This is a genomic window from Pseudomonas sp. 3MA1 (assembly GCF_029237275.1).
In the GTDB taxonomy this organism is placed as follows: Bacteria; Pseudomonadota; Gammaproteobacteria; order Pseudomonadales; family Pseudomonadaceae; genus Aquipseudomonas; species Aquipseudomonas fluorescens_AP.
This window is the reverse complement of record NZ_JAACFX010000012.1, coordinates 34155-47713: the sequence shown is the minus strand read 5'-3', so window position 1 is coordinate 47713 and position 13559 is coordinate 34155. Positions and strand designations below refer to the sequence as shown.

Annotated in this window: 11 protein-coding genes; 8 read left to right on the top strand and 3 right to left on the bottom strand. The window is 67.0% G+C overall.

Translation table 11 applies throughout. The features are described from left to right. The first annotated feature begins 30 nt into the window (after positions 1–30). Complete coding sequence (locus tag GWQ44_RS25800) at positions 31–471, top strand: CBS domain-containing protein (protein WP_016963450.1); 441 nt, start codon at positions 31–33, stop codon at positions 469–471. 137 nt (positions 472–608) lie between these two features. On the opposite strand, the gene GWQ44_RS25795 is transcribed toward GWQ44_RS25800, so the two are convergent. Both GWQ44_RS25795 and GWQ44_RS25790 read right to left on the bottom strand, forming a co-directional pair. Next, positions 609–1952 carry an ATP-binding protein gene (locus GWQ44_RS25795; protein ID WP_275928558.1) on the bottom strand — a complete coding sequence of 448 codons (1344 nt, stop codon included), beginning with the start codon at positions 1950–1952 and terminating at the stop codon, positions 609–611. Next, on the bottom strand, positions 1949–2608 hold the full coding sequence (locus tag GWQ44_RS25790; RefSeq protein ID WP_047303545.1) for a response regulator transcription factor: 660 nt from the start codon (positions 2606–2608) through the stop codon (positions 1949–1951). The genes GWQ44_RS25795 and GWQ44_RS25790 overlap by 4 nt, the downstream gene beginning before the upstream one ends. Before the next feature lie 234 nt (positions 2609–2842). On the opposite strand from GWQ44_RS25790, the gene GWQ44_RS25785 reads away from it, so the two are divergent. The 7 genes from GWQ44_RS25785 (at position 2843) to GWQ44_RS25755 (ending at position 12544) form a co-directional block, all read left to right on the top strand. Then, on the top strand, positions 2843–3313 hold the full coding sequence (locus GWQ44_RS25785) for a DUF2271 domain-containing protein (protein WP_275928557.1): 471 nt from the start codon (positions 2843–2845) through the stop codon (positions 3311–3313). Between the two features lie 26 nt (positions 3314–3339). After that, positions 3340–5520, top strand: a complete 2181-nt coding sequence (locus tag GWQ44_RS25780; protein WP_275928556.1) for a PepSY domain-containing protein — start codon at positions 3340–3342, stop codon at positions 5518–5520. Then, complete coding sequence (locus tag GWQ44_RS25775; RefSeq protein WP_275928622.1) at positions 5510–6484, top strand: FAD:protein FMN transferase; 975 nt, start codon at positions 5510–5512, stop codon at positions 6482–6484. The genes GWQ44_RS25780 and GWQ44_RS25775 overlap by 11 nt, the downstream gene beginning before the upstream one ends. A 55-nt stretch (positions 6485–6539) precedes the next feature. After that, positions 6540–7241: a VIT family protein gene (locus GWQ44_RS25770; protein ID WP_275928555.1), complete on the top strand. Its 702-nt coding sequence runs from the start codon at positions 6540–6542 to the stop codon at positions 7239–7241. Positions 7242–7524: 283 nt separating this feature from the next. Then, positions 7525–9750 carry an LTA synthase family protein gene (locus GWQ44_RS25765; RefSeq protein WP_275928554.1) on the top strand — a complete coding sequence of 742 codons (2226 nt, stop codon included), beginning with the start codon at positions 7525–7527 and terminating at the stop codon, positions 9748–9750. A gap of 212 nt (positions 9751–9962) precedes the next feature. Next, positions 9963–11594: a methyl-accepting chemotaxis protein gene (locus tag GWQ44_RS25760; protein ID WP_275928553.1), complete on the top strand. Its 1632-nt coding sequence runs from the start codon at positions 9963–9965 to the stop codon at positions 11592–11594. Positions 11595–11701: 107 nt separating this feature from the next. Next, on the top strand, positions 11702–12544 hold the full coding sequence (locus tag GWQ44_RS25755) for an NAD-dependent protein deacetylase (RefSeq protein WP_199011627.1): 843 nt from the start codon (positions 11702–11704) through the stop codon (positions 12542–12544). Here GWQ44_RS25755 and GWQ44_RS25750 read toward each other — a convergent pair. Continuing rightward, a complete protein-coding gene (locus GWQ44_RS25750; protein ID WP_275928552.1) occupies positions 12518–13447 on the bottom strand; it encodes a LysR family transcriptional regulator in 930 nt (309 codons plus the stop codon). The genes GWQ44_RS25755 and GWQ44_RS25750 overlap by 27 nt on opposite strands. Positions 13448–13559: the final 112 nt, after the last annotated feature.

Here is a 13559-nt window from a genome sequence, read left to right as displayed (position 1 = left end):
CCGCCCCACGTAGAACCACCGGAGCGCCCCATGAAGAGCGTCGCAGAACTGCTGAAACTCAAGGCCAAGCACAACCAGCAAGTGCACACCATAGCCCCGCACCAGATGGTCCTGGAAGCGCTGATGCTGATGGCCGAAAAAAACGTTGGCGCCTTGCCGGTGTTGGAGAACGGTCAAGTGGTCGGGGTCATCAGCGAACGTGACTACGCGCGCAAGCTGGTGCTGCACGGGCGCTCCTCGGTGGGCACCCCGGTCAGCGCCATCATGAGCTCGCCGGTGATCACCGTGGACTCCCACCAGAACGTGGAAACCTGCATGAGCATCATGACCGACCACCACCTGCGCCACCTGCCGGTGGTGGAGAACGGCCAGTTGCTGGGGCTGCTGTCCATTGGCGACCTGGTCAAGGAAGCCATTGCCGAACAGGCCGACCTGATCCGCCAGCTGGAGCAATACATCCGCGGCGAATGAGCCCCGCGAGCCCTGCACCGCCCCAGCCGACGCCTTCGCTGGCCAGCCAGCTCCTACAGACGCCCGCTCACGTAGGAGCCGGCTTGCCGGCGAACAGGGCCCCGCTCCAACCGACGCCTTCGTTGGCCAGCCAGCGCCTAAGGTTGGGTCGGCCCCTCCAGGGGAAAATGCACGCGAACTTCAAAACCCTCGTCACGGCCGTTGGCCGGTGAGGCCAGGTGCAGTTGGCCACCGACGCCGTGGACAATGCTCTGGGCAATCGCCAGCCCCAGCCCGGAACCGCTAGCCTCGCTGTTGCCCCGCACAAAACGTTCGGTCAGGCGTTGCAGCACGTCCGCCGGCACCAGCGGTCCGCCATTGATCACCCGCAAGCAACCGTCGGCGCTGAGGCTGACGTCCACCGGCTGGGCCGGATCGCCGTACTTCAAGGCGTTCTCGATCAGGTTGCGCAGCAGGATGCCAAAGGCGTCCGGGTCGATGGCAGTGCACACCCGGGCCGCTTCCGGCAGTTGCAGGCGGATCCGCGCGGCCGCGCCGCGATTCCATTCCTCGACGCCATGGGCCAGCAACGGAATCAGGTCCTCGGGGGTTTGCGAGAGCAGCCCGCCGCCTTCGGCCTTGGCCAGTTGCATGAGTTTTTCCGAGAGCCTGGCCAGTTCCCGCAGGGCGTTCTCGATCTTCGCCGCCCGCACCTGCAACGGCCCCTGCGGGGCTTCCTGGCGCAGGCGCTGGATCTGCGCCAGGGTCGCGGCCAGGGGCGTGCGCAGTTCATGGGCGCTGTTGGCGGTAAAGCTGCGCTCCGCTTCCAGGGCTTTGCGCAGGCGCTCCAGCAGATGATTGACCGCTTCGGCCAAGGGATCGATTTCCGCTGGCAGGTGCGCCACCTGGATCGGCGACAGGTCGCCCACGCCGCGGGATTCCACCGCACGCCGGTAAGCCAGCACGCTGCGCAGGCTGATGCGCACGAACAGCCAGGTGCCCAGCAGGCTGATGGGAATCAGCCCGAGCAGGGGCAACAGCAGGGCCAGCAACGCCTCCCGCGAGGCCTCGCGGCGGTGGGCCAGGGGCTCGGCGATCTCGATGACGATCGAGCCGTTCTCGATGCTGGCGCTGTACAGGCGGTACTTGTCCGTGGTGCTGAAGCCGGGGCTTGGGCGGTGGCTGAAGATCTTCAGCTTGGCGTCGTGGGAACGCATGAGAATTCGCCCCTCGGCGTCGCGCACCAGATAGGTCAGGTATTCGCTGTCCATCTTCAGGGTCGCCACGTGCCGCGCCCGACGTGGTCCACGGCGGTTGCCGATCTCCAGCGCGGCCAGCGGCAGGATGCGCTGGGCAGTGGCTTCCAGGGCGCTGTCGAAGGTTTCGTCCAGCTCGTGCTGGACCACCAGCCAGGTGCCGGCGGTGGCCCCGAGCCAGAGCAGGGTCATGCCCAGGGTCAGGCCCAGGCTCAGGCGTTTTTGCAGGCTGATGGGACGCTTCATGCGGGCATCAGCCGGTAGCCCATGCCGCGCACGGTTTCAATCAGTTCGCGGCCGAGCTTCTTGCGCAGGCGGCTGATGTAGACCTCGATGGTGTTGCTTTCGATTTCCGCACCGAAGGCATACAGCCGCTCCTCCAGCTGGGACTTGGAGAGCAAGGCGCTGGGGCGCTGGACAAAGGCTTCGAACACCGCCCATTCCCGTGCTGTGAGGTCGATGATGCTGCCGCCGCGCTGCACGGTGCGGGCGTTCAGGTCCACTTGCAGCTCGCCAAGGCGGATCTGCGGGTTGGGGTTGCCGCTGTAGCGCCGGGCCACCGCGGCGACCCGCGCCGACAGCTCGAACAGGTCGAAGGGCTTGACCAGATAGTCGTCGGCCCCGGCATTGAGCCCGGCGATGCGCTCGGAGATCTGGTCCTGGGCGGTAAGGATGATCACCGGCGTTACGTCCCCCGCGCTGCGGCGCTGGCGCAGGAATTCCAGGCCGCGCCCGTCGGGCAGCATCAGGTCCAGCAGGATCAGGTCGTAGGGCGTACTGGCGACGCTGGCCCGGGCCTGCTCCAGACGCTGCACCCAATCCACGGCGTGGCCATCGTCGGCAATCTGCTCACGCACCGCGTCCCCCAGCCCTGCCGCATCCTCGACCAATAACACCCGCATCGACGCTCTCCCTTGACCTGTGTGGTGCTGCACCTTAACCGCTGAACCTGACGCGAATCTGAAGAAACCGCCAGCCCGCTCAGGGTAGCCAGTGGCGCGCCCGCGCGATGCGAGACAGATCAGCAAAAGCCCGGGTACGCGACAGCGCCGGGGCCGAAGTTTTTTCCAGGCCTTCAGGTTGCTGTCAGCTAAACGGCCCAGGCTGCGGCCACATTCAGCAAAAAGGACAGCCTCATGAACAAGCTCGTGATCGCCGGGTGCCTCACCGCGGCCCTGGCCCTGCCGACACTGGCCCAGGCCCGTGAAGTGACCCTGACCACCCAGCTCAAGCCCTACAGCGGCAACGGCGCCTACCTGGCGATTTACCTCACCGACGCCAGCGGCGCCTACCAGAAGACCCTGTGGGTCGCCGGCAAGAAGGCCAAGTACTACAAGCATCTGTCGGGATGGGCCCGCAGTGGCGGCGCGGCCGCCGGCCAGTACGACGGCGTCACCGGCGCCAGCGTCGGCAGCGGCGAAACCCTGACCGTCAGCGCCGATCTGGCGGACAGCCTGATTGATGCCGGGTATCAGATCCGCATCGACAGCGCCGTGGAAGATCAGCGCGATGTCCGCGCCGACATGGTCCTGCCCCTGACCCTCAAGGGCAGCGGCCAGCCCGCCAGCGGCGGCACCTACGTGCAGTCGCTGCGCTACGACCTGTAAGCCCTGCGCCCCGAGGAGGCCCGACCATGTTGCGCTCGTTGCACTCAATCCCCGGACTGCTGGCCGCCCTGCTGGTGATGCTGCTGGCCATCAGCGGCGCAACCCTGGCGCTGAACCCGGCCCTGGAACGCCTGCAGGCGCCCGCGGCGGCGGCCGACATCAGCGTGGCGCAACTGGCCGGGCGCGTGGCCGGCCAGCTGGGCGGGATCGAGCAGATCCGCCGCACGCCCTCGGGCACGCTGATCGTCTATCACCGCGAGCATGGCCAGATCCTGGCCAGCCGCGTCGATCCACAGACCGGCGCGCTGCTGGCGCCCTACACGCCCTCGGCCTTGGCCCGCTGGGTCAAGGAACTGCACCGCTCGCTGTTTCTCGACACCCCGGGGCATATCGTGGCGGCCCTGGGCGCCCTGGCGATGCTGTTGCTGTCGGCGTCCGGCGCTGTGCTGCTGGCCCGCCGCGCCGGTGGCTGGGGCAAGCTGCTGCGGCCGTTGCGCGGCAGTTTCAGCCAGCGCTGGCACGCCGAGGTCGGACGCCTGACGATCCTTGGCCTGCTGCTCTCGGCCCTGAGCGGGCTGTACCTGTCGGCCGGCACCTTGGGCCTGATCGCCGACGACGGCCAGGGCCAACTGCCCCCGATCAGCACCGGCCCGGCCTTGCCGGTGGCCAGCCTCACGGCGTTGCAGGCGGTGAACCTCAACGACCTGCGCGAGCTGGTCTACCCCGACCCTGACAGCCCCCAGGATCTGTTCAGCCTGCACACCCGCAGCGGCCAAGGTTATGTGGATCCGGCCAACGGCGCCCTGCTGGCCTTCCAGCCCGAGAGCGGAATGCAGCAGCTCTCCGGGTTCATCTATCAACTGCACACCGGAGAAGGCCTGTGGTGGCTGGGCCTGCTGCTGGGCCTGGGCGCCCTGGGGGTGCCCCTGATGAGCCTCACCGGCCTGTGGCTGTGGTGGCGCCGACGTCGCGACGCGGTGGCGATCGACGACAACTGCCCGGCCGACGCCGCCGACTGCGTGATCCTGGTGGGCAGCGAGAGCAACAGCACCTGGGGCTTTGCCCGGACCCTGCAACAGGCCCTGACGGCGGCGGGACGCCAAGTCCACAGCGCGCCGATGAACCAGTTGCGCAGCGACTACCCCAAGGCCCGGCAGTTGCTGATCCTCACCGCCACCCACGGCGACGGCGATGCCCCGGCTTCGGCCCAAGGCTTCCTCGCGCGCCTGCAACAGCAGCCGCTGGCGCCCGGCCTGGAGTACGCCGTGCTGGGCTTTGGCGACCGGCAGTTCCCACGTTTCTGCGGCTTTGCCGAGCAGGTGCAAAACGCCCTGGAGGCCACTACCGCGCAGTGCCTGCTGCCCCTGGAAAGCATCCATCGCCAGTCGCCCCAGGCATTCCAGCGCTGGGGCCAGGCCCTGGGACAGGCCTTGGGCTTGCCCCTGGACCTGCAGCATCAGGCCCGTGCCCTGCCCTGCCATGAGTGGCAGTTGGTGGAGTCGGTGGCCTATGGCGATCAGGTCCAGGCGCCGACGCGGATCCTGCGCTTCAAGGCCGCCGACGGCAGCGGGCAGCCGTTGCCCGAGTTCCAGGCCGGCGATCTGGTGGGCATCCTGCCTCCCGGCACGACCCAGCCCCGCTTCTATTCCCTGGCCAGCAGCCGCGCCGACGGGGTGCTGGAGATCTGCGTGCGCAAGCACCCGGGCGGCCTGTGCTCGGGCTTTCTCCATGAACTGCAGACGGGCGCGCGGATCGCGGGGTTCATCCAGCCCAACCCGCAGTTTCGTCCCACCCAAGGCGCGCAACCGGTGATCCTGATCGGTGCCGGCACCGGCATCGGCCCGTTGGCGGGGTTCATCCGCGGCAATCGGGCCCGGCAGCCGATGCACCTGTATTGGGGCGGGCGCCACCCAGCCTCGGATTTTCTCTACGAGCCGGAGCTCAAGGGCTACCTGGCCGACCGGCGCCTGACCGCCCTGCGCGCGGCCTTCTCCCAGGTCCAGGAGCGCGGCTACGTGCAGGACCGGCTGCTGGCCGATGCCCTGGCCCTGCGCCGCCTGGTGGAAACAGGCGCCCAGGTGCTGGTCTGCGGCAGCCGGGACATGGCCAAGGGCGTGATGCAGGCCCTGGACGAAGTGCTGGCCCCGCTCGACCTCAGCGTACTGACCCTCAAGGCCCAAGGACGTTACCGTGAAGATGTCTACTGAAACCACCGGACTGCAGCGCTACAGCCTCAACGGCCCGACCATGGGCAGCCGCTACAGCGCGCTGTTCTACGCCGCCCCGGGCTTCGCCACCCAGGACCTCGGCGAGCGTCTGGCCCAGGCCGTGGCGCGGGTCGAGCAGCAGATGTCGGGCTGGAACCCGCAGTCCGATCTCAACCGCATCAACGCCGCGCCCCGGCATCGCTGGATCAGCGTGCCGCGGGAGCTGATGAACGTCATCACCACCGCGCTGCGGGTCAGCGAGCAATCGCATGGGGCCTTCGAGATCGCCGTGGGGGATCTGGTCCAGAGCTGGGGCTTTGGTCCCGTGTCGCGGACCCTGGACCTGCCGGCACTGCGTGAACTGGGCCGGCAGCGCCGCAGCCCGGCCGCCAGCGCCCTGGTGCTGGAACCCAGGCGCCACCGCCTGCGCAAGCGCAGCAAACTGCGCCTGGACCTCAACGGCATCGCCAAGGGCTTTGGCGTCGATGAACTGGCCCGGGCCATGGAAGCCTCGGGCATCCGCGACTACCTGGTGGGGATCGATGGCGAAATGCGCGCCCGCGGCCGCAAGCCCGGAGGGCAGCCCTGGAGCGTGGCCGTTGAAAAACCCCTGCGCGGCGAACGCCAGGTCATGGGGGTGATGGAGCTGGAAGATGCGGCCATCGCCACCTCCGGCGACTACCGCCGGTGGGTGGACATCGCCGGACAGGCCTACGCTCATACCCTTGACCCGACGACGGGCGAACCCCTGCGCAATCGTCTGGCCTCGGTCAGCGTGGTGGCCAGCAGTTGCATGCTGGCCGACGCCTGGGCCACCGCGCTGCTGGTGCTGGGCGAAATCGAAGGGCCACAGCTGGCCCAGGAGCGCGGCATGGATGCCCTGTTTGTGATCCGCGACGGCGAGCAGTTGCGGGAAGTGTCGATTGTCGGTGGACAGTTGCAGGCCGACATCCAGACCCGCTGATACCAAGGTCCACCCCAACCCGTTGTTCAGTCCTCTCTACCTGAGTCCATTGCCGATGAAATTCATGCACCGACACCGCGAACTGCACCGTAACGACCGTATCGGCTGGCTGCGGGCCGCCGTCCTGGGGGCCAACGATGGCATTGTCTCCACCGCCAGCCTGCTGATCGGCGTGGCCGCCGCCAGCGCCAGCCACGGCACGCTGCTGGTCACCGGCATGGCCGGGCTGGTGGCGGGGGCCATGTCCATGGCCGCCGGAGAATACGTGTCCGTGCATTCCCAGGCCGATACCGAACAGGCCGACCTGGCCCGGGAACGGGCCGAACTGGCCAGCGATCACCAGGCCGAACTCAACGAACTGGCGCACATCTACCAGAGCCGCGGGGTCAACCCGGAACTGGCCCGCCAGGTGGCGGTGCAACTGATGGACCACGACGCCCTGGGAGCTCACGCCCGCGACGAACTGGGCATCAGCGAGGCCCTGGCGGCCAACCCACTGCAGGCGGCCCTGGCCTCGGCGGCCAGCTTCGTGGTGGGCGCGGCGCTGCCCCTGGCGGTGACCTTCATTGCCCCGACGCACAGCGTGGTGCCGTGGATCGCCGGCATGTCCCTGATATTCCTCGCTGGCCTGGGCGCCGTGGCGGCCCACACCGGCGGCGCCAAGGTGCTAACGGGCGCCTGGCGCGTGACCCTCTGGGGCGCCCTGGCCATGGGCCTCACCGCCGCCGTGGGCAGCGCCTTCGGCACCGTGGTCTGACCCCGCAGGCGAACGGGTCCGCACGCCATGCACCGCCCGTGCGGCCGTCTGCGCTTCTGAGCTGATCCGTAGACGGCGGCTTTTTAACACCCTGAAATAGTAAATCCCGCCACCATCAGACCCGGCCGCAGCCGCAATAAGACACCTGAATACGGGCCTTCAGCCCGATCTTGAGCATCTCCAGGCTAATTCTCAGGCCGCCTGGAAATAAATTCCCCCCACTAATAAGAAACGTCTGAGCTGTCGCTCTTGTTACCATTGCGCACATTTGCGTGAAGCTTTGATGACAGGCAGGTTATTTGTGAAGTTGATCCGTCGTTGCCTACAACACCCTCTTGCTCCCCTGTGCACCTTGTTCGGCCTGCTGTTGCTGGTACCGATGGGCGCGCGCCTGGCCCTGGGCTGGTCCAACCCGCAGGGCTATCTGTCGGACCTGGCCAGCGCCAGCCTGCTGACCCTGCTCTTGTACCGCCGCCGCTGGTGGCTGGCGCTGCCGGTGCTGCTGGTGTGGGCGCTGCTGACCCTGGTCAGCGCCGAGCTGGTGAGCGCCGTGGGGCGCATGCCCAACCTCGCCGACCTGCATTACCTGGTGGACCCGCAGTTTGTCGGCAACTCCACCGGTGGCGGCCTGACCCACCCCGAGCTGGGGCTGAGCCTGCTGCTGGGGCTGGTGCTGTGGCTGGTGGTCCAGCGCAGCAGTCGCGGGGTGCGACTCCCGGCCCTGCCACGGGCGCTGTGGGCCCTGCCGCTGGGCCTGCTCCTGGCCCATGGCACCACCCAGTACCTGAAACCCAGCGAAGCCGATCAGTGGCAGCTGTTCAACCTGCCCCACCAGGCCCTGGCCACCGCCACCGGCCAGGCGCAGATGCGCATCGAAGACTGGCTGCAAGGTGATGTCGCCGACGTGCCACCGGTGATGACCGGCCTGACCCGGCTGGACCTTGAAGGCCAACCCCTGCTGCCCAGCGCCGGGCGCGCGCGCAACGTGCTGCTGATCACCCTGGAAGGCATTCCCGGGGCCTATATCCGCACCAATCGCGAGGCCCTGAACAGCCGCTACCAGGAAGACCTGATGCCCAAGCTCAGCGCCTGGGCCGAGCGCGGCATGAACACCCCGGACTACGTGCTGCACAGCCACCAGACCATTCGCGGCCTGTACGCCATGCTCTGCGGCGACTACGACAAGCTCGACAACGGCACCCCCAAGGGCGTCGAGATGCTCACCCAGAACCAGCGCAACCAGGCCTGCCTGCCGGCGCAGATGCACAAGTTCGGCTTCAACACCCACTACCTGCAGGGCGCCGGCCTGCGCTTCATGGCCAAGGACAAGATCATGCCGCACATCGGCTTTGATTCGACCCATGGCCTGGAGTGGTTCAAGAACGACAACTACCTGGAGTTCCCCTGGGGCAAGGACGACAAGGCCTTCTTCGAAGGCGCCCTGAGCTACGTCGATCAACTGAAGAAGAACAAAAAGCCGTGGATGCTCACCCTGCTGACCGTCGGCACCCACCAGCCCTACTCGGCCCCCGAGGACTACCTGGAGCGTTATGACACGCCCAAGCAAGCCGCCGTCGGCTACCTGGACGACGCCATCGACCAGTTCCTCACGGGGCTGGAGCGCAAGGGCGTGCTCAAGGACACCCTGGTGATCATCACCTCCGATGAATCCCACGGCATCGACGGCGTGCGTCTGGCCTCGTCCTGGGGCTTCAACCTGATGCTGGCCCCGGACCAGGACCTGCTGCCCCACCTCAAGTCCGGGACCTACGGCCACGTCGACCTCAGCGCCTCGGTGCTGGACTACTTCGGCCTGCCGGTGCCCGCCAGCCTCAGCGGCCGCTCGTTGTTCCGCGACTACGCCCAGGGCCGGGAAATCATGTCCTACACCAACGGCAAGCTGCGCTACCACGACGGCCAGGGCACCTTCACCGAGTGCGACTTCCAGCAGCGCTGCCGCTACTACTCAAGCAGCGGCTTCATCGCCGACAGCGCCAGCCTGCAGGGCCAGTACGGCGGCCTGCGGGCTCGGCAGATCACTGCCCGGGCCGCGCACCTGGACCGCAGCCTGCTGCAGTCGCCACTGAACCAGCACTATCAGTTCGGCAGCCCGGCGATCATCCCGCTCAAGGCGCAGATCAACGACGACTGGGCCGACAACCTGATCGGCGCCCAGTACCTGGAAATGCCCAAGGGTTCGCAAACCCGGGTGCGCTTCACCGTGCGCTCCGCCGACCCGCAGCAGAACGCCTACATCCTGCTCAAGGGCAAGGAACTGGAGCAGGACGTGCCCCTGGGCCTGCCGGAAGAAATGCTGGTGACCCCCGACCAGCCGCTGCAGATGGACTTCAGCTTCGACAACCCGCAAACCCGCAAGGCCTTCTCCTTCCACCTGCTGGGCTACGGCCTGGGCGCGGTGGAAGTCAGCGACTTCAGCGTGATCACCGAGTTGCCCGGACAGGCCGAGGGCGTCGACCCCGAGGACGACAGCAACGCCCACTCCAGCTGACCCCGCCGAGCATCGAGCGGCGCCCTTTCGGGTGACGCTCGATGCGCCCTTCTACAAGCTCCACAAAAAATATTTTCTTGTACATGAAACTTTTTTTGTACAGGAAAAGTCGGACCGTTGATGTCATTTGAACATCATTGAGCTATCACGCTGCCTCGTCGAGACACAGCCCTGTGAAGCATTCAGTCAACGGTTTAGGAGCGCTCCTTCCTATGTTTTCCAATCTGAGCATTTCGCAAAAGCTCTATGCCGGTTTCGGCGTCGTCCTGCTGATCCTCCTGCTGCTGGTGCTGGCGGCCCTGCGCGGCTTCGATCAGGTCAGCAGCAGTGTCAAAAGCAACATCCACAGCTACGAGGTCCTGAACCAGTCCGATGCCTTGCTGCGCAGCCTGATCAATGTCGAGACCGGCATGCGCGGTTATGCCCTGACCGGCCGCGACAGCTTCCTCGAACCCCTGGAGCAAGGCGAGAAGGCCTTTGCCGAGGACTACGCGCGGATCAAGAGCAGCACCGCCGACAATCCCGAGCAGCAGGCGCGCCTGGAACGACTCAAGGCCCTGCATGATCAGTGGCTGCGCGACGATATCCAGGCCAACCTGGCCCTGCGCCGGGCGATCAATGCCGGCAGCCAGCCGGCCGCCGCCATGGCCGAACAGATCAGCGCCGGGCGCGACAAGGCCAAGATGGACGCCATGCGCCAGCTCACCAGTGAATTGCGCGAAGCAGAAAAAAGCCTGCAAGACGCCCGCAGCCAGGCCATGGACCAGGCCAAGGCCTCGGCCCTGGCGATCCTGATCGGCGGCGGCGTGCTGGCGGCGGTGCTGGCGATGCTGGTCGCCTGGTCGCTGTCCAGCACCCTGGTCGGGCGCATACGCCAGGCCGTGGACGTGGCCAAGGCCATCGCCGCCGGACGCCTGGACAGCAGCATCAGCGCCACCGGCCGTGATGAAGTGAGCAACCTGCTGCACGCCTTCGCCGCCATGCAGGAGCGCCTGCGGACCATGATCAGTCAGATCAAGCAGGGGGCCGACCAGTTGGTCAGCGCCTCCCAGAGCATTTCCAGTGCCTCGCTGCAGCTTTCGGCCTCGGCCCAGGAACAGTCCCACTCGGCCTCTTCCATGGCGGCCACGGTGGAAGAACTGACCGTGAGCATCAACCATGTGGCGGACAACGCCGGGGATGCCCACGCCCTGTCCAGCGAGTCCGGGCGCCAGTCCGAGGAAGGCGGCAGCGTGATCCAGGACACCCTGGGCAGCATGCGCCTGATCGCCGAAACCGTGCAGGCCTCAGCCACCCAGATCGGTGAACTGGGCCAGCACGCCGAGCAGATCTCCAGCATTGTCGGGGTGATCAAGGGCATCGCCGAGCAGACCAACCTGCTGGCCCTGAACGCGGCCATCGAAGCCGCCCGCGCCGGGGAACAGGGCCGCGGCTTTGCCGTGGTCGCCGATGAAGTGCGCCTGCTGGCCCAGCGCACCGCCAATTCGACCCAGGAAATCACCGAGATGGTCGGCAAGATCCAGCAAGGCACCCGGGAAGCGGTGAGTAGCATGGACGTGGGGGTCAATCAGGTGAAAAGCGGCGTCGAACTGGCCCAGCAGGCCGGTGAGGCCATCGTCAATATCCGCACCTCGTCCGGCAATGTGGTGCGGGTGGTGGACCAGATCTCCCTGGCCCTGCGGGAGCAGACCGCCGCCAGCCAGGATGTGGCGCGCAATGTCGAGCGCATCGCCCAGATGTCCCAGCAGAACAGCCAGGCGGTGGAGGAAACCAGCGAAACCGCCCGCTCCCTGCAGCAACTGGCGCAGAACCTGGAGCAGCAGGTGAGCGTGTTCCGCCTGTAGGTTGACGCCCACCGGCCCGAGCGCCCGGTGGTCGACGCAAACCCTGGCATCCCCGGGGTTTTGCGTCTATTCCTGATAGCCGTCCCCTCTGCAGACGAGCGCCTTCCATGATTGATCGACCCACCGCCGCGCCGCTCGAACAACTGGCCGCCGCCATGCACGGCAAGCCGTTCATGGTCCTCACCGGCGCCGGCATCAGCACCCCTTCGGGCATCCCCGACTACCGCGACAACGACGGCGTGCGCCGCGGCCGCCAACCGATGATGTACCAGGAGTTCCTCGCTCAGCCCGAAGCCCGCCGCCGCTACTGGGCCCGGGCCATGCTTGGCTGGCCGCGCATCCGCCAGGCCCGGCCCAACGCCGCGCACCAGGCATTGGCGCAATTGCAGGCGGCCGGAAGCATCGCCGGGGTGATCACCCAGAATGTCGACACCCTGCACGATCAGGCCGGCAGCCTGGACGTCATCGAACTGCACGGCAGCCTGCACCGGGTGCTGTGCCTGGACTGTGGCCAACGCAGCCAGCGCGATGCCATCCAGCAGCAGTTGCAGGCGCTCAATCCGTACCTGACCGGTGTCGACGCGGTGCCGGCACCGGATGGCGACACCCTGCTGGACCCGGCCTTCGAGGAACGCTTCCAGGTGCCCCGCTGCCCTTACTGCAACGGCCAGCGGCTCAAGCCCGATGTGGTGTTCTTCGGCGAGAACGTGGCCCAGATCACCGCCGCCCGGGCCTTGAATGCGGTACACGAGGCCGCCGGCCTGCTGGTGGTGGGCTCGTCACTGATGGCGTATTCGGCGTTTCGCCTGTGTCGGGCGGTGGCGGACCAGGGCAAGCCACTGCTGGCCATCAACTTCGGCAAGACCCGCGCCGACGAGTTGCTGGACCTCAAGCTCGGCGAGCCCTGCGACCAACTCCTGCCGCTACTGGCCGAGCGCCTGCTGCGCTGAATCGGCGGCGCCCAGGCGCTTGCCGAGATTGTCCTGGCGGAGGATGTCGAACAGCGCCTGGGCCGCGGTGGACAACTCCTCCCCCGGCTTGGTGAGGATACCGATGGCCCGCTCCACCACCGGTTCGTCCAGGGTCAGGCAATGCCCGCCCAACTCGCGCATATGCTGGGCACACAGCGCCGGCACGGCACTGACGCCCAGGCCGCTGGCGACCATGCGCCCCACGGTCGCCAACTGATGGCTTTCAAATTCCACCGGCAACTGCACGCCCCGGGCCCGCAGATGGTCCTCCAGCATCACCCGCACCGTGGACGGCCGCTGCAGGGTGATAAAGGGCTCCTGCAGCAGGCTCTGCCAGTCGATGCGGCTGCGCTGCGCCAGGGGCGAATCCTTGGGTACCACGGCCACGAAACGGTCGATATACAACGGCGTGAACAGCAAGGAAGTGCTGTCCTGCGGCTCGAAGGCCACCCCCAACTCCACCTCGCGGTCGCGGACCATCTCCAGCACCTGCTCATTGACCACGTCGTTGACCGTGACGTTGACCTGGGGGTAGCGCGCGCGAAAGTGCTTGAGAATCGGCGGCAGCAGATTACCGGCAAAGGACGGCATGGCCGCCACCGTCACCCGCCCGCGTTGCAGGGTGAACCGCTGGCGCAACTCATCCTCGGCGTTGTCCCAATCGGCGATCAAACGCCGCGCCAGCGGCAACAGGGCCTCGCCCTCCGGAGTCAGGGCCACATTGCGCGTATTGCGCGTGAACAAGCGCCCACCCAAGCCTTCTTCCAGAGCCTTGATGGTCAGGCTCAAGGCCGACTGCGACAGATGCAGCCGCTCGCAGGCCAGGGCAAAACTCAAACTGTGGGCCACCGCCAGAAAGGCCCGAATCTGTTTAACCGTCATCTCTCATCCTCAGAAGGGCAGCGGCAAGCTATAAGCTTCAAGCCGCAAGCTTGTAGCCTGGAGCTTGCAGCTTGCAGCTTGCAGCTTGCAGCTTGCAGCTGATTATGCTGCT

Excerpts from the sequence above, each read along its gene's own strand:
- GWQ44_RS25785 (WP_275928557.1), top strand. The coding sequence starts at position 2,843 with ATGAACAAGCTCGTGATCGCCGGGTGCCTCACCGCGGCCCTGGCCCTG.
- GWQ44_RS25780 (WP_275928556.1), top strand. The coding sequence starts at position 3,340 with ATGTTGCGCTCGTTGCACTCAATCCCCGGACTGCTGGCCGCCCTGCTG.
- GWQ44_RS25790 (WP_047303545.1), bottom strand. The coding sequence starts at position 2,608 with ATGCGGGTGTTATTGGTCGAGGATGCGGCAGGGCTGGGGGACGCGGTG.
- GWQ44_RS25795 (WP_275928558.1), bottom strand. The coding sequence starts at position 1,952 with ATGAAGCGTCCCATCAGCCTGCAAAAACGCCTGAGCCTGGGCCTGACC.
- GWQ44_RS25750 (WP_275928552.1), bottom strand. The coding sequence starts at position 13,447 with ATGACGGTTAAACAGATTCGGGCCTTTCTGGCGGTGGCCCACAGTTTG.
- GWQ44_RS25760 (WP_275928553.1), top strand. The coding sequence starts at position 9,963 with ATGTTTTCCAATCTGAGCATTTCGCAAAAGCTCTATGCCGGTTTCGGC.
- GWQ44_RS25770 (WP_275928555.1), top strand. The coding sequence starts at position 6,540 with ATGAAATTCATGCACCGACACCGCGAACTGCACCGTAACGACCGTATC.
- GWQ44_RS25800 (WP_016963450.1), top strand. The coding sequence starts at position 31 with ATGAAGAGCGTCGCAGAACTGCTGAAACTCAAGGCCAAGCACAACCAG.
- GWQ44_RS25765 (WP_275928554.1), top strand. The coding sequence starts at position 7,525 with ATGACAGGCAGGTTATTTGTGAAGTTGATCCGTCGTTGCCTACAACAC.
- GWQ44_RS25775 (WP_275928622.1), top strand. The coding sequence starts at position 5,510 with ATGTCTACTGAAACCACCGGACTGCAGCGCTACAGCCTCAACGGCCCG.
- GWQ44_RS25755 (WP_199011627.1), top strand. The coding sequence starts at position 11,702 with ATGATTGATCGACCCACCGCCGCGCCGCTCGAACAACTGGCCGCCGCC.